Consider the following 18,466-nt stretch of genomic DNA (forward strand, 5'->3'; position numbering starts at 1 on the left):
TCAACCGTCGCCGCGCGCCTCGCGGCAGAACGTATCGTAAAGACTGGCCATGATCGCGCGTACGTCGTCGTCGGCGATGCGATAGAACACGCTCTGCCCGTCGCGCCGCGTCGCCACCACGCCCGCCGCCCGCAGCTTGGCGAGGTGCTGGCTCAGCGCGGACTGTCCGAGACCGATCTGCGCCTGAAGCGCGCCGACCGAGGCCTCGCCCTCGGCAAGCCGGCACAGGATCAGCAGCCGACGGGAATTTCCCATCAGCGACAGGAGACCCGCCACGTGATCGGCACGATTTTCCAGCTGTTCCAGCACGTCGACATCCATGTCATCAAAATATTAGACTTTACTAATAAAGCAAGCACTAATATATGCGGCGTGGCCGGGCGCTACCGCACGGCACCGACGCGGGAGACGCAATGGAACTGGACACCGCAACCGCCTTCACGCCACTCGCCTCGCTGGCCGGCGGCGTGCTCATCGGGCTCAGTGCCGTCATGGTCATGGCCCTGTTCGGCCGGATCGCCGGCATCTCCGGAATCACGCGCGGCGTGATGGGCGCGCTGACGCCGGGCGCGGCCGGCATCGGCGATGCCGGCTGGCGGATCGGCTTCGTTCTCGGGCTGATCGCGGCGCCGCTGGCCGTCGCGACCGCCACCGGCGCCCTGCCCCGGCAGACCGTGCCGGACGCCCTGCCGGGCATGGCGATCGCGGGGCTGGTCGTCGGCGTGGGCACCGCGCTCGGCTCGGGCTGCACCTCGGGGCACGGGGTCTGCGGGCTTGCCCGGCTGTCGCCGAGGTCCTTCGCGGCGGTGGGCACCTTCATGGCAGCCGCGTTCGCGACCGTCTTCATCCTGCGTCACCTGGTCTGAGGAGCGTCACATGCGCAGCATAGCGGGATTTCTCGCCGGGCTCGTCTTCGGCCTCGGCCTCGTCGTTTCCGGCATGGCGGACCCGGCCAAGGTGCTCAATTTCCTCGACCTGTTCGGCACGTGGGATCCGAGCCTCGCCTTCGTGATGGGCGGGGCGAGCGTCACGACATACGCGGGCTACCGCCTGACGTGGCGCCGCCCGGCGCCGGCGCTGGCGTCCCGGTTCGACGTGCCGAGCGCCCGACAGATCGACGCGCCGCTGCTCACCGGCGCCGCGCTCTTCGGGATCGGCTGGGGCATCGGCGGCTTCTGCCCCGGCCCCGCCCTCACCGCGCTGCCGATGGCCGCGCCCGGCACGCTGGTCTTCGTGCCGGCGATGCTTCTCGGGCTGTGGCTCGGCGGCCGCGCCAAAACCGCGATGGAACGAACGTCAGGAGCGACCGCATGACCGACAGCACCGACACCCGTATCGTCCGCCACTCCCCCTCGCGCGGGGCCGGAAGCCCGGACGTCTGGGGCATCTACGAGCCCGACACCGGCTCGATCCAGTACGTGTGCGCCGATCCGTCGACGCGCCAGGCCGCGCTGGTCGACGTCGTGCTGAACTACGACCCGCGCAGCGCGGCCACGTCGGAGGAGAGCCTCGAACAGGTCCTCGGCATCGTCGCGGACAACGGGCTGGAGGTCGCCTGGATCCTCGACACGCACCCCCACGCCGATCACCTCATGGCGTCGGCCCGCCTTCACGAGAGGACCGGCGCACCCACCGCGATCGGCGAGAAGGTGCGCGAGATCGCCGATTTGTGGCGCGACCTCTACCATGCACCCGATGCGTTCGATCCCGACAGCGCGTTCTCCCGCCTCTTCGCGCATGGCGAGACCTTCGCGCTCGGCGATCTCGAGGTCGCGGTGACGCTGTCGCCGGGGCATACGCTTGGCTCCATCACCTATCGCTGCGGCGATGCGGCGTTCGTGCACGATACCCTGATGCACGCCGACGTGGGCACCAGCCGCACCGACTTTCCCGGTGGATCGGCCGCAATGCTGTGGGACTCGATCCAGGACATCCTGTCCCTGCCCGGGGACACCCGGCTCTTCGTCGGTCACGATTACGGCGGGCCGGACCGCGATGCGCCAGCGTGGGAAGCAACGGTGGCCGAGCACCGCGCCAACAACCCCCACGTGAAGGACGGCACCAAGCGCGAGGATTGGATCGCCCGGCGCGAGGCGCGCGACGAAACCCTGCCGCTGCCCGACCGGATGCTCGCGGCGCTGCAGATCAACCTCGACGGCGGTCGCAAGCCCGCGCCCGAGGCCGACGGTCACAGCTACCTGAAGATCCCGCTCGACCGGTTCTGATGCACTAGCGTGTGACGTAGCGCGCGGCGATGTCGGCAACGCGGTCGGGCGCGAGGATTGGCGGCACGAGCGTCAGGAAGCCGCCGTCGCCGTCGAGCAGGTAGATGTGGCTGCCATGCGCGTAGACGGGTGCCCCGGCCGGGTCGTGGAACAGCACCTCGATCTCGACGCCGAAGAGATCGCGGGTCGCGGCGAGCGCGGCCGCGTCGCCCGTCAGGCCGACGAACTCCGGGTGATGCAGGCGCAGCTTGGCCCCCATCGTGCCGACGGCGTCCCGCTCCGGATCGATTGTGACCATGACCGGAACCGCCGCGATGCCATCGCGGGCCAGCATGTCCGCCGCAGCCCCCATGAGCGGCAACGCCGCCGAACAGATCTGCTCGCAAATGGCGTAGCCGAAGAACAGCAGCTGCACATCCGCGCCCGGCGCGCGTTCCGTCCGGGTTGCGCCGCTGTCATCGACGAGCGTGAACGGCCCGCCGAGCGTGATCGGAAACGGCGCGGGCGCTGTCTCCGCCGCCGCCGCCCCGGTCGACAGCAGAGCAAGGAGCGCGAGCGCGCGGATCATTCCACGCCCAGCCAGTCACGCACGAAGGCATCCTCGGCCTCCGGGCCGAGCCCGAGCCAGCCCTCTTCCTCGATCTCGGCGGTAACTCTCGGATCGCGGCGGAACCACGGCCCCTCGCCCGCGACCGACGGGTTCTCCCGCGCCCACACCTCTGTGAACCTGTTGGTCTCGGTCCATTCCTCTTCGGACAGACGACGGATGCGCTGCACCTGGTAGACGTTGGTGGCGCCGATCTCCGGGTTCTCGATCAGCAGGCCGTCGACCTCCACGGTCTCGCCGCAATACGGCGCGAGATCCGCGACCGCGCCGCTGAACACGGTTTCGCGGTTCTTCAGCGGCATCACCAGCACCCCGTCTGCCTGCCGTTCCAGCGCCAGTTGCCGGCCCGGCGCGCACTCTTGGTCGCACGCGCCCGCAAGAAGACACAGCGGATCGACGACCGCGGCCTCGAACCGCGCTTTCTGTTCGCCGAAGAGGCCCCACTCGCTTGCCTCGGAACCGTCGGAGAAGTCCTGCGCCGCGGTCGGGACCGCCGGCGCCGCGATCAGGCTGAGGATCGTAAGTAGCTGCCGCATGTCACTGCTCCACCGCGTCGTCGGGGATCGCGAAGCCCGGCACCACGCCGTAATCTTCGTGGTTGAGGTTCGTGATGTCCTGATCGCTCACCACTGTCTCGACCAGGATGTACCGCAGCCCGTCACGCTCGTAGGCCAGTCCCTCTGCGGTGACGGTGTGCGACGCGAGGTTCAGCGCCGTGTCTCCGCCGGCGAGCTGGTCCGTTCCGGGCAGTTTGAGCACCATGTAGACCTCGCCCTCGGGCGTCAGCAGGCCGACCGGGATGCCGCCCGCCGAACACCACAACGCGCAGGTATGATGCGCCGATCCCACGACCGCGTCGGGGCCGCCCATGACACCCGAGTAATAGCACCACGTGTCGATGATCTCGCCCTCGACGGTGATCCGCTCGCCGTCCTGCGCAGAGGCGCCGGCCGCGAAACCGGCTGAAAGCATTGCCGCAAGCGCCGCGCCGATCCGTTTTGTGTCTCCGCATCGCGTCATCCGCGTGCCTCCCGCTTCGATTGCGTTCCGAGAACGGTATCGCGAATGCGCGTTACAGAGGCTGACGAATTCGTGGCCCGCGCAACAGCGTCCGTGAGCCCGGGCGCGAGTCTTGAAAGCGGCGCCGATTTCCAAGATATAGCGGGAAGACCGACTGGAGGGATCTCCCATGCGTGCGCGAATCTATCAGCCAGCGAAAACCGCCATGTCCTCGGGCCGCGCCGGGACGAAGCACTGGGTGCTCGAATTCCTGCCCGAAAGCGCGCGGCGGGTCGATCCACTGATGGGCTGGACGTCGTCGGACGACACCCAGGCGCAGGTCCGGATCCGCTTTGCCACCCGCGAAGAGGCCGAGGAATACGCCCGCGACCACGGCATCGAGGCCGACATCCTCGAGCCCAAGCGCCGCCGCACGAACGTGCGCTCGCGCGGCTATGCCGAGAACTTCGCCTTCGACCGCCGCGGCGCCTGGACCCACTGACCGCCGCCGCGCCGACCTGCGCTTCGTCAATCTGCGACTCTCACGACATGACCGCGCGCGCCTGATCCGGCGCGAGCGTGCCTGCCCGCGCTGTCCTTGACGCAGATCAAGGCCGAGCCGAGGGCCCTCTGTAAACCTGGGTTTACAGAGGAGAGGCATGCCATGCGGATCTTGTTCATCCACCCGAATTACCGCTCCGGCGGCGCGGAGATTGCCGGAACCTGGCCGCCGGCCTGGGTCGCGTACCTCTCCGGTCACCTGCGGCAGGCCGGGTTCGACGACATCCACTTCATCGACGCGATGACCGACGACATTCCGGACGCCGAGCTCGCGCGCCGCATGGCCGAGCTGCGTCCCGACGTGGTCGGCGTCACCGCCATCACGCCGTCGATCTACCGTGCCGAGGACGCGCTGCGGATCGCGCGCGACACCGTTCCTGACGCGGTCCGTGTGCTGGGCGGCGTGCACGCCACCTTCATGTTCCGGCAGGTCCTGTCCGAGGCGCCGTGGATCGACGTGATCGTGCGGGGCGAAGGCGAAGAGGTCTGCGCCGCGCTTTTCACCGCCATCGCGGAGGGCCGCTGGCCGTCCGACCGGACACGGATAAGCGGCCTCGCCTATCGTGACGGCGACGAAATCGTCGCCACACCGGCAGCCGGCACGGTCAAGGACCTGTCGCGCATCCGGCCCGACTGGTCGATCCTCGAATGGGAGAAATACGTCTACATCCCGCTCAACACCCGCGTCGCGATCCCGAACCTCGCGCGCGGCTGTCCATTCACCTGCTCGTTCTGTTCGCAGTGGAAGTTCTGGCGCGACTACCGCGTGCGCGATCCGAAGGACGTGGTGGACGAGATCGAGGATCTGGTGGACCGCCACGGCGTCGGCTTTTTCATCCTCGCCGACGAGGAACCCACGATCAATCGCAAGAAGTTCGTGGCCTTCTGCGAGGAGCTGATCGCCCGCGGACTGCCCGACAAGGTCACCTGGGGGATCAACACCCGGGTCACCGACATCTATCGCGACCGGGAGCTTCTGAGCTTCTACCGCCGCGCCGGACTTGTTCACGTCTCGCTGGGAACCGAGGCCGCCGCACAGATGAAGCTCGACCGGTTCAACAAGGAAACACGGGTCGACGAGAACAAGACCGCTATCCGCCTGTTGCGCGAGGCCGACATCCTCGTCGAGGCGCAGTTCATCGTCGGCCTCGACAACGAGACGCCGGAGACGCTCGAGGAAACCTACCGGATGGCGTGGGACTGGCAGCCGGACCTCGCGAACTGGTCGATGTACACGCCCTGGCCGTTCACGCCGCTGTTCCAGGAATTGCGCGACCAGGTCGAGGTGCACGACTTCAGCAAGTACAACTTCGTCACGCCGATCATGAAGCCGGCGGCGATGGAGCGCGGCGAACTCCTCGACGGGGTGATGAAGAACTATCGCCGCTTCTACATGCGCAAGGCGCTGTTCCACTATCCGTGGCGCGGCACCGGGTTCCGCCGGCGCTACCTGCTCGGCTGCCTCTACGCGTTCATGAAGGCCGGTTTCGCGCGCACGTTCTACGATCTCGGCAAGGCCGGGTACTGGGGGCCGCAGACGAAGAACTCGGTCGATTTCCACTTCGACGACACACGCCAGATCGCCGACGCACAGCTCGCAGACTGGGAGGCCGCAGCGGACCGCGCCGCGCGCGCCACCGAACGCCGCGAGGCGCTGCGCCAGCAAATGAAGGACCGCGCCGAAGCCCGCGCCTGCGGCGGCGGAACCCGGCAGATGGAGGACAGCTGACCATGCCCGACGGTGCGGCGCCCCCGGCCCGCATCGGGCCGAACGCGGTTCTCCAGCTTTTGGCGGTGCTCGACGCGCGTGGCGATGCGACCGCACGCGACCGCGTCCTCGCGCGGGCGGGCCTCGACGCCCTGCCGTCAGGCGACGCGATGATCGCGGAGGACATGGCCGTCCGCCTGCATCATGCCCTGCGCCACGAACTCCCGCAGGAGGCGCCGTCGATCTTGCGCGACGCCGGACGACGCACGGCCGACTACCTCCTCGCCCACCGGATCCCGCGCGCGGCGCACCGGCTGCTTCGCGCGCTGCCGCCGCCGCTGTCCGCGCGTCTCCTGACGGCGGCGATCTCGCGTCATGCGTGGACGTTCGCGGGCTCGGGCCGCTTCCGTGCCATCCGGCGCGACCGCTTTGAGATCGCCGACAACGCCTTCGCGCGCGGCGTCTCGGCGGACCACGCGCTGTGCGTCTGGCACGAAGCGGTCTTTGCGCGGCTCTACGGCGAGCTCGTCGCGTCCGACATCGTCTGTATCGAGACCGCCTGCGCCGCCCGCGACCCGGGGGGTGTCTGCCGCTTCGAGTTGACGCTCGGACACGCTCTGCATCGAGATGACCAGATCGGCGCGCCGTTCGAACCGCTCAAGACAGGCTGTCCGACACGACCGGGCGCACGGTCGCGCCGTCGCCGACACGAGGGAGGACAAGGATGCAACGGACCCTGAGGATCGGACTACTCGCGTCGCCGTTGCCGGCGAACCGCGGCGACGCCCCAAAGGCCGGGCCCGCCACCGCCCGTTCGCATGCCCGCGCCGTCGAGCGGATCCTGCAGACCTACCCCGCGCCTGTCTGCCCGGACCTCGAGCCCGCCGCCATCGGCCACCTCGCCCGCACAGCCCTGCACGCCGTCGCCGCCGAACACGCGGCGCGCGCGCGGCTCACGACCCGGTGACGGGTCCGTTCCATCGCCGGCCTTTTGCCTTGGTTGAGAGCTGGCGATCCCTTGAGGACTCGAACCCCAAACCTGCTGATTAGAAGTCAGCTGCTCTATCCAGTTGAGCTAAGGGACCGCTGAGGTCCTCTTGCCGCGAAACCGGGGCGTTTGGCAAGCGGCCCGCCCGAGGCGCGGGGGGCATCACAAACGCGGGTTCGGACTGGCCGGCGCTGTCGCGCGCTCCATGTCGCGCGCCGTGAGGGGTGCGCCCGGGGGGCGGCATCTTCGACCGGCGACGCGGCGCCGTGCCGCCGGTTTCGGCACCAGCGACGGAAAGGATTCCTCCGATGAAAGACGAACATGCAGCCACGCAGGGCGCCTGCCCGTTCCGCGGGACCCGGATCGGCGGCGCGGTCGGCTCCGAACCCCAGCTCGACCATTGGTGGCCGAACCGGCTGAAGGTGGAACTGCTGCACCAGGATCCGGCCGAGGCGAACGCGCTCGGGCATCACTTCGACTACGAAGAGGCGTTCTCCAAGATCGATTACGAGGCGCTGAAGCAGGATCTGTTCGACCTGATGAACTCGTCGGTCGAGTGGTGGCCATCCGACTACGGCAATTACGGCCCGCAGATGATCCGTATGGCGTGGCACTCGGCCGGGACATATCGCATCGCGGACGGCCGCGGCGGCGCCGGTCAGGGGATGCAGCGTTTCGCACCGATCAACTCGTGGTGGGACAACGGCAACACCGACAAGTCGCGGCGCCTGCTGTGGCCCATCAAGCAGAAATACGGCGCCGGCATCTCGTGGTCCGACCTCATGGTGCTCGCCGGGAACGTCGCGCTCGAGAACATGGGCTTCAAGACGTTCGGCTTTGGCGCCGGACGCGTCGATGCGTGGGAGGCGGACCGCGCCACCTACTGGGGCCCGGAGGGCTGGAACGGCAAGCGGCCGAACGAGGCGCCGTCGGGCCCCCTCGAGGGCCATCCCAACCAGATGGTCACCCGCGACCTGCGGTGGGAGGGTGAGCCGGACGCCGATCACTACGATCTCGAGAACCCGCTCGCGGCGTCGCACCAGTCGCTGATCTACGTCGACCCCGAGGGCCCGCGCGGCAACGGCGACCCGATCGAGAGCGCCCGCGACATCCGCGAGACCTTTGCGCGCATGGCGATGAACGACGAGGAGACCGTGGCCCTGATCGCCGGCGGCCATGCCTTCGGCAAGTCGCACGGCGCCGTGCCCGCCGACAAGATCGGCCCCGCCCCCGAGGGCGCGCCGATCAAGGCGATGGGCCTCGGCTGGCAGAACCCCGAGGGCACCGGCTTTGCCCAGTACACGATGACCAACGGCATCGAGGGCTCCTGGACGCCCGAGCCGACCAAGTGGGACAACGCCTATCTCGAGAACCTCTTCAAGTTCGAGTGGGAGCAGACCGAGTCGCCCGCGGGGGCAATTCAGTGGAAGCCCAAGGATCCGAACGCGCCCCGGACGCCCGACGCGCATGTCGACGGGCAGATGAACGAGCTCATGATGATGACCTCGGACATCGCGCTGAAGGAAGATCCGGCATACCGCGAGATCTGCGAGAAGTTCCTTGCCGATTTCGACTACTTCTCGGATGCCTTCGCGCGGGCGTGGTACAAGCTGACCCACCGCGACATGGGGCCCAAGGTCCGCTATATGGGCCCCGAGGTGGCCGATGAGGACCTGCCGTGGCAGGATCCGATCCCGGCGCTCGACCACGAGGTGGTGGACGCCTCCGACATCGCGGCGCTGAAGGCAAGGTGCCTCGACACCGGGCTGGGCGCGCCGGCGCTGATTTCGGCGGCGTGGGCCTCGGCCTCGAACTATCGCGACAGCGACAAGCGCGGCGGTGCCAACGGCGCGCGCATCCGCCTCTGGCCGCAGAATGGCTGGGACGTGAACCGCCCGGCCGAGCTGTCGAAGGTGCTCGACGCGCTCGAGGGCATCCAGGCCGAGTTCAACGCGGCGCAGTCGGGCGGCAAGAAGATCTCGATGGCCGACCTGATCGTTCTGGCGGGCTGCGCCGGCGTCGAACATGCGGCCCGCGAGGCCGGCATCGACGTCACCGTGCCCTTCGTTCCGGGCCGGATGGACACCACGCAGGACTGGACCGACGAAACCTTCGAATGGCTCCGGCCGGTTGCCGACGGATTCCGCAACTACGTCCATCCGCAGGTGCGCTTTCACACGTCGCCCGAGGCGATCTTCCTCGACCGCGCGGCGCTTCTGAAGCTCAGCGCGCCGGAATGGACCGCGCTGGCCGGCGGACTGAAGGTGCTCGACCAGAACTGGGACGGCGGCAAGCACGGGCTGTTCACGGACCGGCCCGGCGTGCTGACCAACGATTTCTTCCGCGTCCTGACGTCGATGGACTACGTGTGGCAGCCGCAGGATGACAGCGAGATGCTGTACGACCTGAACGACCGCGGCACCGGCGAGACGAAGTACACCGCCACGCGCTGCGACCTCGTCTTCGGCGCCAACGCGCAGCTGCGTCAGGTGGCCGAGGTCTACGCGGCCGATGACGGGCACGCGCGGCTCGTGCATGATTTCGTGGCCGTCTGGCACAAGGTGATGATGCTCGACCGCTTCGACGTGAAGGCGGAGCGCGACAAGGTGATGTCGATCTGCTGATCGCACGCCCACGCGGCAAGGAATGGGCCCGCCAGCGCGCGGGCCCGTTTTCGTTCCCTGCAGGGGAATCGCGCGCCCCAACAGGCCGCATCGCGGTGTCGCGCCGCCGGGCCCCTTGAACCACGGGCGTCCGACCGCAACTCTAGCGCAGACCCGAAGGAGCCCGCCCCATGCACAACAACCGCCCCGACGCCATGCCCGAGCTTCTGCATGCGGCGGCCCCCGAGGTCGCGGTGCGCGAGAAGCTCGAGGGCGGCAAGCGCTTCGCGATGCATACGGAATATGCGCCGGCGGGCGACCAGCCGACCGCGATCAGGGAATTGTCCGAACAGGTGATCGCGGGCGAGCGCAACCAGGTCCTCCTGGGTGCGACGGGCACCGGCAAGACCTTCACCATGGCCAAGGTGATCGAGGAGACGCAGCGCCCGGCGATCATCCTCGCCCCGAACAAGACGCTCGCGGCGCAGCTCTATGGCGAGTTCAAGCAGTTCTTCCCGGAGAACGCGGTCGAGTATTTCGTCAGCTACTACGACTACTACCAGCCCGAGGCCTACGTCCCGCGGTCGGACACGTATATCGAGAAGGAATCCCAGATCAACGAGCAGATCGACCGGATGCGCCACTCGGCCACCCGGGCTCTGCTGGAGCGCGACGACGTGGTGATCGTCGCGTCGGTGTCGTGCATCTACGGCATCGGCTCGGTCGAGACCTACGGCGCGATGACGCAGGATCTCTTCGTCGGCAAGGAATACGACCAGCGCAAGGTGATGGCCGACCTGGTGGCGCAGCAATACAAGCGCAACGACCAGGGCTTTCAGCGCGGGTCCTTCCGGGTACGCGGCGACGTGCTCGAGGTCTGGCCCGCCCACCTCGAGGACCGCGCCTGGCGCCTCAGCTTCTTCGGCGAAGAGCTCGAGGCGATCACCGAATTCGATCCGCTGACCGGGGAGAAATCCCAAAGCTTCGAGCGGATCCGGATCTACGCCAACTCGCACTACGTCACGCCGCGCCCGACGCTCAAGCAGGCGGTTGAGAAGATCAAGAAGGAGCTGCGGCAGCGGCTCGACCAGCTTGTCGGCGAGGGCAAGCTGCTCGAGGCGCAGCGGCTCGAGCAGCGCACCAACTTCGACATCGAGATGCTGGAGGCAACCGGCTCCTGCAACGGGATCGAGAACTACTCGCGCTATCTCACCGGCCGCGCGCCCGGCGAGCCGCCACCCACCCTTTTCGAGTTCATCCCCGACGAGGCCATCGTCTTCGCCGACGAGAGCCACGTGTCGGTCCCGCAGATCGGCGGTATGTACAAGGGCGACTACCGGCGCAAGTTCACGCTCGCCGAACATGGCTTCCGCCTCCCGTCGTGCATGGACAACCGGCCGCTCAAGTTCGAGGAGTGGGATGCGATGCGCCCGCAGTCGATCTTCGTGTCGGCCACCCCGGCCGATTGGGAGCTCGACCAGTCCGGCGGCGTGTTCACCGAACAGGTCATCCGCCCGACCGGCCTGCTCGACCCGCAGGTCGAGATCCGGCCGGTGGAGATGCAGGTCGACGACCTGCTAGACGAGATCCGCAAGGTGTCCCAGCAGGGCTACCGGACGCTCTGCACCGTGCTGACCAAGCGGATGGCCGAGGACCTGACGGAATACCTGCACGAGCAGGGCATCCGCGTGCGCTACATGCATTCGGACATCGACACGATCGAACGGATCGAGATCCTGCGCGATCTGCGCCTCGGCGCGTTCGACTGTCTCGTCGGGATCAACCTGCTGCGCGAGGGGCTCGACATCCCCGAATGCGGCCTCGTCGCGATCCTCGACGCCGACAAGGAAGGCTTCCTGCGCTCCGAGACCTCGCTGATCCAGACGATCGGTCGCGCCGCGCGGAACGCCGACGGGCGCGTCATCATGTACGCCGACCGCGTCACCGGCTCCATGGAGCGCGCCATCGGCGAAACCAATCGCCGCCGGGAAAAGCAGATCGCCTACAACACCGAGCACAACATCACGCCCGAGACGATCCGAAAGAACGTCGAAGACGTGTTGGCCGGTCTCTACAAGGGCGACACCGACATGAACCGCGTCACCGCCAAGATCGAACCCGAACGCCAGGGGTCGAACATGCAGGCGGTGCTCGACGGGCTGCGCGAGGACATGCGCAAGGCCGCCGAGAACCTCGAGTTCGAGGAGGCGGCCCGTCTGCGCGACGAGGTCAAGCGGCTGGAGGCCGTGGACCTCGCCGTGGCCGACGACCCCCTCGCCCGTCAGCAAGCCGTCGAGAAGGCGTCCGAAGAGGCGACGAAGCGCTCCGGGCGCTCCACTGCGGGCCGCCCCGGCCAACGCGGCGGTAACGTGCAGCGGCGCAAGAAGCGGTAGGCGGCGGACCGCCAGATCAGGACCTCGGGCGCCGCGCGGCGTGCGGCGGAACGCCGCACGCGGCTCGCGAGTTGATGAGGCAAACGCAACACCTCATCGGAGACCTGAAATGGAATATGGCCTGTTCGGACTGATCGTCCTGATCCTCGACATCTACGCGATCTACCAGACGCTGACGTCGCCTGCCTCGACGCTGTCGAAGGTTCTTTGGACGCTGCTCATCCTGATCCTGCCGGTGATCGGCTTCATCGCCTGGCTCATCGCCGGACCGCGCGGCAAGTCCGTGCGCGCCTGATCCGAACCAAAAATCGCCGGCGCCGTCTCCTCGCGGCGCCGGCGCCCCCGGTTCAGCGCACCACGTGAACCGAGCACGGCGCGTGGCGCACCACGCGGCCCGCCGTGGACCCCAGGAACCAGTCCTGCAGCCCAGGCTTGTGCGAACGGATGACGATCAGGTCGAAGCCTTCGTCGCGCACCACGTCGACGATCTTGGACGCGGGCGAGCCCGTCTCTGCCCGGATCTCGACATCCGCCTGATCGCGGAACGCCTCCTTCAGCGTCTCATAGACCTCCTTGCAGGAACGCTCGTAGACCTCCGACGGCACCTCTGCGGCGACGTAGAGGGGGATCACCTCCAGGACCGCCAGGGCCGTGATCGTGGTATCCGGGCCGGCAAGAGCCCGCGCGACCCCGATCGACTCGTCGAGTGCTTCGGCATGGTCGGGCGCGATCGGGATAAGAATCTTTTTGAACATGGATCACCTCCTGCCCGGACACTCGCCCGGTCACGGGCTAAGCGCTTTGATCCATGTCAGTTTTTTCCCGAATTCTGTGAAAATCGCAGCGGGACCGATCAGCCGTCGCGGTGCTTGCCCACGTGCCAGCCCGTCGTCTCGGCCAGCCGCCGCGTGCCGCGGTCGATCGGCATCTCCTCGAGCGACGTGCCCATCGAGTCGTTCCAGCGGTTGAGAAAGCCGAACAGGGCCACGACCGACATGATCTCGACCACGTCGTCGGGCCCCCAGTGTTCGCGGAGCCGGGCCGCTACGTCGCCGTCGACGGCGTTGGGCACCGTCGCGGCGCATTGCGCAAAGGCCAGCGCCGCCTTCTCGGCCTCGGAAAAATGCGGGCTGTCCTCGTAGCTCCAGACATTGTTCAGCCGATCCTCGGACGCTCCGAAGCGTTCGGACGCGAGGATCATGTGCGCCTGGCAGTACAGGCAGCCCGACGCGAAGCTCGCGACATAGCCGATCAGCCGTTTGAACTCGGGCGTCACGTCCCCGTACTCGGCCATCACCGCGCGGTTCAGCTCCGTATAGGCGCGCGCGATTTCGGGGCGGCGCGACATTGTGAGGATCGAATTCGGCACCCCGCCGAGCGTGCCTTCGAAGAACCTTACCTGGTCACGAAGATCCTCGGGAAGCGCCTCGGGCGCGAGCGGCGGAACAAGCGGCATCGTCCATCTCCTGCAATCTGGCGCCACGCTAGGAGCGGCGGAGCCACGCCGCAAGCCGCGCCCGCCGCGCCAAGGCTCGACACCGGGTCGGGACTTGCTAGGCTCGCGGCGATCTGGAGGTTCGCCATGTTGCGCCGCGCCGCTCTCTTGCCCGTCCTCGTCCTGCTGCTGCATGGCTGTGCCACGCCGCTCGAACGCTGCGTGTCGCAGGCCCGCGCGAGCCAGAGCGCGGCGGAGAACGAGCTGCGCGAGCTCGAGCGGACGCTGGCGCGCGGCTACGCGACCGAACGGCGGGTGCGCACGCGACCGGTGTTCGGAAGCTGCTACGCCGGGCCCGGAAAACGCTATCCGTGCGTCGGCGAACGCGCCTATCCCTACACCGCGCGGGTCAAGGTCGACCTCGGACAGGTGCAGCGGCGCGCCGACGAGCTGCGCGCGCGTCTGCCCGCGCTCACGCGCTCGGCCGAGGCCGGCGCAGCGCAGTGCCGTGCGGCCTACGCCGCGTCGCTCGCGCCCGAGCAGACACCCGGCTGACCCGAAGACAGGATCGCCGAACGGCAAGGAGACGGAGATGTCCGAGGCGACGGATCTGCGAGACCTCGCGCGGCGGCTCTACGATGCCGCGGTCGCCGCCGCCGATCCCGCGCGCGCCCTCACCCGCGCAATGGCAACGGATCCGCCGCGCAGCGTGACCGGGCGGACGTTCCTCGTGGCGTTCGGCAAGGCCGCACCGGCCATGGCGCGCGCCGCGCTCGACCGGCTGGGCGGTGCCGATGCCGCGCTCGTGGTAACCCATCACGGCAACGGGGCCGACGTGCCGGGCGCCCGGGTCCTGACCGCCGGCCACCCCGAACCGGATGCCGACGGGGTGGCCGCCGCGGAAGAGGTGCTGACGCTTCTGGACGAGGCCGGGCCGGGCGACCGCGTGATCGCGCTGGTTTCGGGCGGGGGCTCGGCGCTTCTGCCGGCACCGGCGCCGCCGCTCACGCTCGCGAACAAGCGCGATGCGACCCGTGCGCTCCTGGCCGGGGGCCTCGCGATCGAAGAGGTCAACCTGGTCCGCCAGCACCTGTCGGAGCTGAAAGGCGGCGGCATGGCACGCCGCGCGGCGCCGGCCGAGGTGACGGCCTACATCCTGTCGGACGTGATCGGCGACGATCTGCGTGCCGTCGCGTCGGGGCCAACCGCGGGCCCGCTCGGCACCGCCGACGAGGCTCGCGCACTCCTGACCCGGGCCGGCCTGTGGTCCGCCCTGCCCGCCCCGGCGCGGCGCCGGCTCGAGGCTGCGGCGGCGCCAGGTCCCGTGCCCAAGGCGCGCAACGTCCTGATCGGATCGAACCGGATGTCGCTCGAGGCGATGGAGGCGGAAGCAACGACGCAGCGCGTGCCGGCGCGGATCGTCGACGCGGCGCTCGTCGGCGATGTTGCCCGGGCCGCCAAGCGGATCGTCGAGCGGTTCGAGCAGACCGACCACCCGATCGCGCTCCTCTTCGGGGGCGAGACCACCGTTCGGTTGGCCGGCCACGGCACAGGCGGACGCAACCAGGAACTGGCGCTCCGCGTCGCGCTCACCGCGCCGGAGACCGGGGCGGCATGGGTGTTCCTGTCCGGCGGGACGGACGGGCGCGACGGGCCGACCGACGCGGCCGGCGCGATCGTCGATGCCGGAACGCCCGTGCGGATCAGGGCCGCCGGCGGCGATGCCCGCGCGCTTTTGGCGGACAACGACAGCTACGCCGCGCTCGAACTGTCGGGTGACCTTCTGCGGGTCGCGCCCACCGGCACCAACGTGGCAGACGTGCAGGCACTGATCCTCGCACCACCGGCCGACGGCTGAACGCTCAGTCGCGCCGCCCCTCGAACCGGCGCAACGTCACGCCCGCGGCCTTGAGCCCGTCGCGCACGGCGCGCGCGATCGCGAGTGCCGTCTTGCCGTCGCCGTGCAGGCAGATCGTGTCGACCGCGGCGGGAATGCGTGCGCCGCTTTCGGCCACGATCGCGCCGGCGCCCACCATCTCCACCATCCGTCGCGCCGCGATCTCGGGGTCGTGGATCACCGCGCCGGGCTCTGCCCGATCCACCAGCGTGGCATCGTCGTTGTAGGCCCTGTCGGCAAAGATCTCTCCGGCCCAGATGCAGCCCAGCGACCGCGCCGCCCGTTCCTGCGCGGTGCCGGCGAGAACCATGACGATCATGTCGGGATCGAGCGCGAGCGCGGCCTCGTAGGCGGTGCGCGCCATCGCCTCGTCCTCGGCGGCCATGTTCGCCATCGCGCCATGCAGCTTCAGATGTCGGACCGTGCCACCCGCCGCGCGCGCCATGCCCTGGGCGGCGGCGACCTGGTATTGGACCGCGTGCGCGAGCGCACCGGGCGTCATCTGGATCCGTCGGCGGCCGAACCCTTCGAGATCGCGAAATCCCGGATGCGCGCCGATGCCCACGTCGTTGGCCACCGCGGCCGCCATCGTCGCCGCCATCACGTCAGGGTCGCCGGCGTGAAAGCCGCAGGCGATGTTGGCAGACGTCACGACATCGAGCAGCGCGGCATCGTCGCCCATCGGCCAGGGGCCGAAGCTTTCGCCCATGTCGGCGTTGAGGTCCACGTGATCCATCGCGTTGCCTTTCTCAGAGCTCGTCGCCGGCGGTGACCCCGCCGACCAGCGTGTAGGACAGAAGGTCGGGAATGTCGGCCGGGTCGCGCACGAGGGGCGCGACGCGCCCGCGCAGCCCGGCCAGCAGCTCGCGATGCGCCGCGACCGCCGTTCGCGCCTCCTCGAGCGTGACGAACCGGAACGACAGCGCGACGCCCGGCGCCGCCTGTGCCACGCGCGGCAGGTCCGGAGGTATGACCGTGCCGATGCGCGGATAACCCCCGGTGGTCTGGCTTTCGGCCATCAGGACGTAGGGCACGCCGTCCCCGGTGATCTGGATGTCACCGGGCACGATCACCTCGGACACGACGCTGAGCCCGCCTTCGACGCCGAACCCCTCGCCCTCGAAGGCGAGCCGCGCGCCATGCCGGTTCGACCGCGGGTCCTTGGCAAAGGCCGTCTGCTCGAACCGCGTGCGCGTCTCCTCCGGGAAGAACGCCGTCTGCAGGCTCGGCGCGACGCGGATCGTGCCGCCGGAGAACCTGGCCTCGGGCGTCAGCTTCAGGCCGGTCGGCCCGTCTTCGCTCCCGGCGGGCACGACGTCGCCCCGGGCAAGCGGCGCGCCGAGGCCCGCCGCGAGGTGCGCACCCCGGCCGCCGAGCACGGGCGCCACGTCCACGCCGCCGCCGAGATGCAGGTAGCCGTAGAGCCCGGCCTCGGCCGGCCCGATCTCCAGCCGCGCGCCGTCCGGCAGGTCATGGCTCGCGGCCCAGCTCACGGCCGCGCCGTCGATCCGCGCGCGCATCGGCGCACCGGTCAGCGCGATCCGGAGGTCGCCCTCGGCCACGAAGGTGCCGCCGGTCCCGGCCATCTCGAGCGCCGCGAGCCCGGCGTCCTGCCGCAGGAGCGCCGCGCCCTCGTGGAGCGCGTCGACATCCATCGCACCGCCGCGCGACAGCCCCTCCGCGATCCAGCCGGGCCGGCCGAGATCCTGGACGGTGACCTGCGGACCGGCGGACAGGACGCGCAACCCGCTCATGCGATATCCTCCCAATCGGCACCGCCGTCTTCGGCGGCCTCGACCTCGGCAAAGCGCGCCTCGTCGACGGCGGGAAAGCTGACCTCGTCGCCCGGGCGCAGCACGAAGGGAGTCTCGGCCTCGGGCCGGAACAGCCGAAGCCCGGTCTGGCCGACATGCCGCCATCCTGTCGGCGAACCGACCGCGAAGAGCACGAGCTGTCGCACCGCCACCACGAGCGCCGCAGCCGGCACCTGCGCGAGCTCGGAGCGGCGGGGAATGTCCCACGCCTCGGACAACGTGCCGAGATAGGGTTGGCCCGGCGCGAAGCCGATCGTCGTCACGCGCAGCCGGGCCGCCGACAGCTCCGCCACCGCCGTCTCGGCGTCCAGTCCGGCGGCCTCCGCCGCCTCGGCCAGTTGCGGGGCGCGGTCCGTGCCGTAAAGCGTCGGCACGCGCCAGTGCCGGCGTCCCGCGGGCAGCGGCGCCTCGGTCCAGTCGCGCGTTTCGAGAAGCTGCCGCGCCGCGGCCTCCACCCTTTCCGGGTCCGCATCGTGCGACAGCCTCAGGTAAGCCGAGACGAGAGAGGTCGCGGTTTCCGACACGCCGTCCGGCGCCTCGGCCGCGAACGCCGCGCGATAGGCCAGCGCCGCGCGATTGGCGGGCTCGCTCAGCCGGTCGGCGAAGCGGACAAGAAGCCCCTCCGTGCCCACCGCGTCGATCCTTGGAAAGCGTTCGGTCATCCGCATCCTCCGGAGCACACAAAACGCTCCCGTCGGGCGGAGGACAAGACCCGAGAGACTGCGGCGGCGCGCGCCAGGGCCGGTCAGAGCTTCGAGGAGATCACCCCGGTGGCGAAGCCGCCCTTTCGCAACTCGCCGAACAGACGCTGATGCTCGATCTTGGGACAGCGGTCCTGCACGACGTCGAGACCGCGCGCCTCGGCTGTTGCCGCCGCCTCCTCGTTGCGCACCCCGATCTGCATCCACACGAGCCTGAGATCCGGCAGGGTGGCCAGCGCCTCATCGACGATGGCCGGCACGGCGTCCGAGCGACGGAAGATGTCGAGCATGTCCACGCCCTCGTCGGCCAGCTCGTCGAGGCCTGCGCGGACGGTTTCGCCGAAGAGCTCGGTGCCCGCATGGCCCGGGTTGATCGCGATCACCCGGTAGCCGCGCCGCGACAGGTATCGGCCGACGTAATTCGACGGCCGGACCGGATTCGGCGAGGCGCCGACCACCGCGATCGTCTTCGCGCGGGTCAGCAGCGATTTCAGATAGGCGTCCGAATAGCTCATGCCCTGCTCTAGCCCGTGTG

Annotated in this window: 22 protein-coding genes and 1 tRNA gene; 12 read left to right on the forward strand and 11 right to left on the reverse strand. The window is 69.3% G+C overall.

All coding sequences use genetic code 11. From position 1 onward, the window contains the following. Positions 1 to 309, reverse strand: a complete 309-nt coding sequence (locus tag ROJ8625_RS12645) for an ArsR/SmtB family transcription factor (RefSeq protein WP_234984256.1) — start codon at positions 307 to 309, stop codon at positions 1 to 3. Positions 310 to 413: 104 nt separating this feature from the next. Here ROJ8625_RS12645 and ROJ8625_RS12650 point away from each other — a divergent pair, with 104 nt between their 5' ends. Genes ROJ8625_RS12650 through ROJ8625_RS12660 form a run of 3 tightly spaced genes read left to right on the forward strand, consistent with a single transcriptional unit; the run spans position 414 to position 2,225 of the window. Next, complete coding sequence (locus ROJ8625_RS12650; protein WP_085792244.1) at positions 414 to 866, forward strand: YeeE/YedE family protein; 453 nt, start codon at positions 414 to 416, stop codon at positions 864 to 866. A 10-nt stretch (positions 867 to 876) separates the two neighbouring features. Further along, the gene (locus ROJ8625_RS12655) at positions 877 to 1,314 is read left to right on the forward strand and encodes a DUF6691 family protein (protein ID WP_085792245.1); all 438 of its coding nucleotides are present in this window, start codon (positions 877 to 879) and stop codon (positions 1,312 to 1,314) included. Then, positions 1,311 to 2,225: an MBL fold metallo-hydrolase gene (locus tag ROJ8625_RS12660; RefSeq protein ID WP_085792246.1), complete on the forward strand. Its 915-nt coding sequence runs from the start codon at positions 1,311 to 1,313 to the stop codon at positions 2,223 to 2,225. The genes ROJ8625_RS12655 and ROJ8625_RS12660 overlap by 4 nt, the downstream gene beginning before the upstream one ends. A gap of 4 nt (positions 2,226 to 2,229) precedes the next feature. On the opposite strand, the gene ROJ8625_RS12665 is transcribed toward ROJ8625_RS12660, so the two are convergent. The 3 genes from ROJ8625_RS12665 to ROJ8625_RS12675 are packed head-to-tail and all read right to left on the reverse strand — an operon-like array spanning position 2,230 to position 3,804. After that, the gene (locus ROJ8625_RS12665) at positions 2,230 to 2,793 is read right to left on the reverse strand and encodes an SCO family protein (protein WP_085792247.1); all 564 of its coding nucleotides are present in this window, start codon (positions 2,791 to 2,793) and stop codon (positions 2,230 to 2,232) included. Then, on the reverse strand, positions 2,790 to 3,368 hold the full coding sequence (locus ROJ8625_RS12670) for a hypothetical protein (protein ID WP_085792248.1): 579 nt from the start codon (positions 3,366 to 3,368) through the stop codon (positions 2,790 to 2,792). The genes ROJ8625_RS12665 and ROJ8625_RS12670 overlap by 4 nt, the downstream gene beginning before the upstream one ends. A 1-nt stretch (position 3,369) precedes the next feature. Next, positions 3,370 to 3,804, reverse strand: a complete 435-nt coding sequence (locus ROJ8625_RS12675; RefSeq protein WP_143535123.1) for a hypothetical protein — start codon at positions 3,802 to 3,804, stop codon at positions 3,370 to 3,372. 217 nt (positions 3,805 to 4,021) lie between these two features. Between ROJ8625_RS12675 and ROJ8625_RS12680 the strand changes: the two genes are divergently transcribed. From ROJ8625_RS12680 to ROJ8625_RS20675, 4 genes are all read left to right on the forward strand, one after another. Continuing rightward, positions 4,022 to 4,333: an ETC complex I subunit gene (locus ROJ8625_RS12680; protein ID WP_085792250.1), complete on the forward strand. Its 312-nt coding sequence runs from the start codon at positions 4,022 to 4,024 to the stop codon at positions 4,331 to 4,333. A gap of 162 nt (positions 4,334 to 4,495) precedes the next feature. Then, positions 4,496 to 6,121: a magnesium-protoporphyrin IX monomethyl ester anaerobic oxidative cyclase gene (gene bchE, locus ROJ8625_RS12685; protein WP_085792251.1), complete on the forward strand. Its 1,626-nt coding sequence runs from the start codon at positions 4,496 to 4,498 to the stop codon at positions 6,119 to 6,121. A 2-nt stretch (positions 6,122 to 6,123) separates the two neighbouring features. Then, positions 6,124 to 6,840: a bacteriochlorophyll 4-vinyl reductase gene (gene bchJ / locus ROJ8625_RS12690; RefSeq protein WP_085792252.1), complete on the forward strand. Its 717-nt coding sequence runs from the start codon at positions 6,124 to 6,126 to the stop codon at positions 6,838 to 6,840. After that, positions 6,825 to 7,067, forward strand: a complete 243-nt coding sequence (locus ROJ8625_RS20675; RefSeq protein WP_143535115.1) for a hypothetical protein — start codon at positions 6,825 to 6,827, stop codon at positions 7,065 to 7,067. Before bchJ ends, ROJ8625_RS20675 begins: the two co-directional genes overlap by 16 nt. A gap of 41 nt (positions 7,068 to 7,108) precedes the next feature. Here the strand turns inward: ROJ8625_RS20675 and ROJ8625_RS12700 are convergent. Then, positions 7,109 to 7,185: transfer RNA gene (locus ROJ8625_RS12700), tRNA-Arg, on the reverse strand. Between the two features lie 211 nt (positions 7,186 to 7,396). On the opposite strand from ROJ8625_RS12700, the gene katG reads away from it, so the two are divergent. The 3 genes from katG to ROJ8625_RS12715 all read left to right on the forward strand — a co-directional run bounded on the left by katG (position 7,397) and on the right by ROJ8625_RS12715 (position 12,379). Next, a complete protein-coding gene (katG, locus tag ROJ8625_RS12705; protein WP_085792254.1) occupies positions 7,397 to 9,712 on the forward strand; it encodes a catalase/peroxidase HPI in 2,316 nt (771 codons plus the stop codon). A gap of 170 nt (positions 9,713 to 9,882) precedes the next feature. Beyond that, complete coding sequence (gene uvrB, locus ROJ8625_RS12710; protein WP_085792255.1) at positions 9,883 to 12,084, forward strand: excinuclease ABC subunit UvrB; 2,202 nt, start codon at positions 9,883 to 9,885, stop codon at positions 12,082 to 12,084. 109 nt (positions 12,085 to 12,193) lie between these two features. After that, positions 12,194 to 12,379, forward strand: coding sequence for a PLD nuclease N-terminal domain-containing protein (locus ROJ8625_RS12715; protein ID WP_085792256.1), 186 nt, complete (start codon positions 12,194 to 12,196; stop codon positions 12,377 to 12,379). Between the two features lie 52 nt (positions 12,380 to 12,431). Here ROJ8625_RS12715 and ROJ8625_RS21215 read toward each other — a convergent pair whose 3' ends face one another. Both ROJ8625_RS21215 and ROJ8625_RS12725 read right to left on the reverse strand, forming a co-directional pair. After that, a complete protein-coding gene (locus ROJ8625_RS21215) occupies positions 12,432 to 12,839 on the reverse strand; it encodes a universal stress protein (protein ID WP_085792257.1) in 408 nt (135 codons plus the stop codon). A 98-nt stretch (positions 12,840 to 12,937) separates the two neighbouring features. Continuing rightward, positions 12,938 to 13,540: a carboxymuconolactone decarboxylase family protein gene (locus ROJ8625_RS12725; protein ID WP_085792258.1), complete on the reverse strand. Its 603-nt coding sequence runs from the start codon at positions 13,538 to 13,540 to the stop codon at positions 12,938 to 12,940. A 126-nt stretch (positions 13,541 to 13,666) separates the two neighbouring features. On the opposite strand from ROJ8625_RS12725, the gene ROJ8625_RS12730 reads away from it, so the two are divergent. Both ROJ8625_RS12730 and ROJ8625_RS12735 read left to right on the forward strand, forming a co-directional pair. Beyond that, on the forward strand, positions 13,667 to 14,074 hold the full coding sequence (locus ROJ8625_RS12730) for a hypothetical protein (RefSeq protein WP_085792259.1): 408 nt from the start codon (positions 13,667 to 13,669) through the stop codon (positions 14,072 to 14,074). A gap of 37 nt (positions 14,075 to 14,111) precedes the next feature. Next, positions 14,112 to 15,377 (forward strand): glycerate kinase type-2 family protein, encoded by a 1,266-nt coding sequence (locus ROJ8625_RS12735; protein WP_085792260.1) that lies wholly within the window; start codon positions 14,112 to 14,114, stop codon positions 15,375 to 15,377. Positions 15,378 to 15,381: 4 nt separating this feature from the next. On the opposite strand, the gene ROJ8625_RS12740 is transcribed toward ROJ8625_RS12735, so the two are convergent. The 4 genes from ROJ8625_RS12740 to ROJ8625_RS12755 all read right to left on the reverse strand — a co-directional run bounded on the left by ROJ8625_RS12740 (position 15,382) and on the right by ROJ8625_RS12755 (position 18,446). Beyond that, positions 15,382 to 16,152 (reverse strand): LamB/YcsF family protein, encoded by a 771-nt coding sequence (locus tag ROJ8625_RS12740; RefSeq protein ID WP_085792261.1) that lies wholly within the window; start codon positions 16,150 to 16,152, stop codon positions 15,382 to 15,384. Between the two features lie 13 nt (positions 16,153 to 16,165). Beyond that, positions 16,166 to 17,170 carry a 5-oxoprolinase subunit C family protein gene (locus ROJ8625_RS12745; RefSeq protein WP_085792262.1) on the reverse strand — a complete coding sequence of 335 codons (1,005 nt, stop codon included), beginning with the start codon at positions 17,168 to 17,170 and terminating at the stop codon, positions 16,166 to 16,168. Continuing rightward, a complete protein-coding gene (locus ROJ8625_RS12750; RefSeq protein WP_085792263.1) occupies positions 17,167 to 17,892 on the reverse strand; it encodes a carboxyltransferase domain-containing protein in 726 nt (241 codons plus the stop codon). The genes ROJ8625_RS12745 and ROJ8625_RS12750 overlap by 4 nt, the downstream gene beginning before the upstream one ends. An 83-nt stretch (positions 17,893 to 17,975) precedes the next feature. Further along, the gene (locus ROJ8625_RS12755; protein WP_085792264.1) at positions 17,976 to 18,446 is read right to left on the reverse strand and encodes a CoA-binding protein; all 471 of its coding nucleotides are present in this window, start codon (positions 18,444 to 18,446) and stop codon (positions 17,976 to 17,978) included. Positions 18,447 to 18,466: the final 20 nt, after the last annotated feature.

This window comes from Roseivivax jejudonensis (assembly GCF_900172265.1).
Classification (GTDB): domain Bacteria; phylum Pseudomonadota; class Alphaproteobacteria; order Rhodobacterales; family Rhodobacteraceae; genus Roseivivax; species Roseivivax jejudonensis.

Bases quoted from the DNA above. Each gene is read 5' to 3' on its own strand.
- ROJ8625_RS12735 (WP_085792260.1), top strand. From the start codon at position 14,112: ATGTCCGAGGCGACGGATCTGCGAGACCTCGCGCGGCGGCTCTACGAT.
- ROJ8625_RS12680 (WP_085792250.1), top strand. From the start codon at position 4,022: ATGCGTGCGCGAATCTATCAGCCAGCGAAAACCGCCATGTCCTCGGGC.
- ROJ8625_RS12670 (WP_085792248.1), bottom strand. From the start codon at position 3,368: ATGCGGCAGCTACTTACGATCCTCAGCCTGATCGCGGCGCCGGCGGTC.
- ROJ8625_RS12655 (WP_085792245.1), top strand. From the start codon at position 877: ATGCGCAGCATAGCGGGATTTCTCGCCGGGCTCGTCTTCGGCCTCGGC.
- ROJ8625_RS12730 (WP_085792259.1), top strand. From the start codon at position 13,667: ATGTTGCGCCGCGCCGCTCTCTTGCCCGTCCTCGTCCTGCTGCTGCAT.
- ROJ8625_RS12740 (WP_085792261.1), bottom strand. From the start codon at position 16,152: ATGGATCACGTGGACCTCAACGCCGACATGGGCGAAAGCTTCGGCCCC.
- bchE (WP_085792251.1), top strand. From the start codon at position 4,496: ATGCGGATCTTGTTCATCCACCCGAATTACCGCTCCGGCGGCGCGGAG.
- ROJ8625_RS21215 (WP_085792257.1), bottom strand. From the start codon at position 12,839: ATGTTCAAAAAGATTCTTATCCCGATCGCGCCCGACCATGCCGAAGCA.
- ROJ8625_RS12660 (WP_085792246.1), top strand. From the start codon at position 1,311: ATGACCGACAGCACCGACACCCGTATCGTCCGCCACTCCCCCTCGCGC.
- ROJ8625_RS12745 (WP_085792262.1), bottom strand. From the start codon at position 17,170: ATGAGCGGGTTGCGCGTCCTGTCCGCCGGTCCGCAGGTCACCGTCCAG.
- uvrB (WP_085792255.1), top strand. From the start codon at position 9,883: ATGCACAACAACCGCCCCGACGCCATGCCCGAGCTTCTGCATGCGGCG.
- ROJ8625_RS12750 (WP_085792263.1), bottom strand. From the start codon at position 17,892: ATGACCGAACGCTTTCCAAGGATCGACGCGGTGGGCACGGAGGGGCTT.
- katG (WP_085792254.1), top strand. From the start codon at position 7,397: ATGAAAGACGAACATGCAGCCACGCAGGGCGCCTGCCCGTTCCGCGGG.
- ROJ8625_RS12755 (WP_085792264.1), bottom strand. From the start codon at position 18,446: ATGAGCTATTCGGACGCCTATCTGAAATCGCTGCTGACCCGCGCGAAG.
- ROJ8625_RS12715 (WP_085792256.1), top strand. From the start codon at position 12,194: ATGGAATATGGCCTGTTCGGACTGATCGTCCTGATCCTCGACATCTAC.
- ROJ8625_RS12650 (WP_085792244.1), top strand. From the start codon at position 414: ATGGAACTGGACACCGCAACCGCCTTCACGCCACTCGCCTCGCTGGCC.
- ROJ8625_RS12675 (WP_143535123.1), bottom strand. From the start codon at position 3,804: ATGCTTTCAGCCGGTTTCGCGGCCGGCGCCTCTGCGCAGGACGGCGAG.
- ROJ8625_RS12725 (WP_085792258.1), bottom strand. From the start codon at position 13,540: ATGCCGCTTGTTCCGCCGCTCGCGCCCGAGGCGCTTCCCGAGGATCTT.
- bchJ (WP_085792252.1), top strand. From the start codon at position 6,124: ATGCCCGACGGTGCGGCGCCCCCGGCCCGCATCGGGCCGAACGCGGTT.
- ROJ8625_RS12665 (WP_085792247.1), bottom strand. From the start codon at position 2,793: ATGATCCGCGCGCTCGCGCTCCTTGCTCTGCTGTCGACCGGGGCGGCG.
- ROJ8625_RS20675 (WP_143535115.1), top strand. From the start codon at position 6,825: ATGCAACGGACCCTGAGGATCGGACTACTCGCGTCGCCGTTGCCGGCG.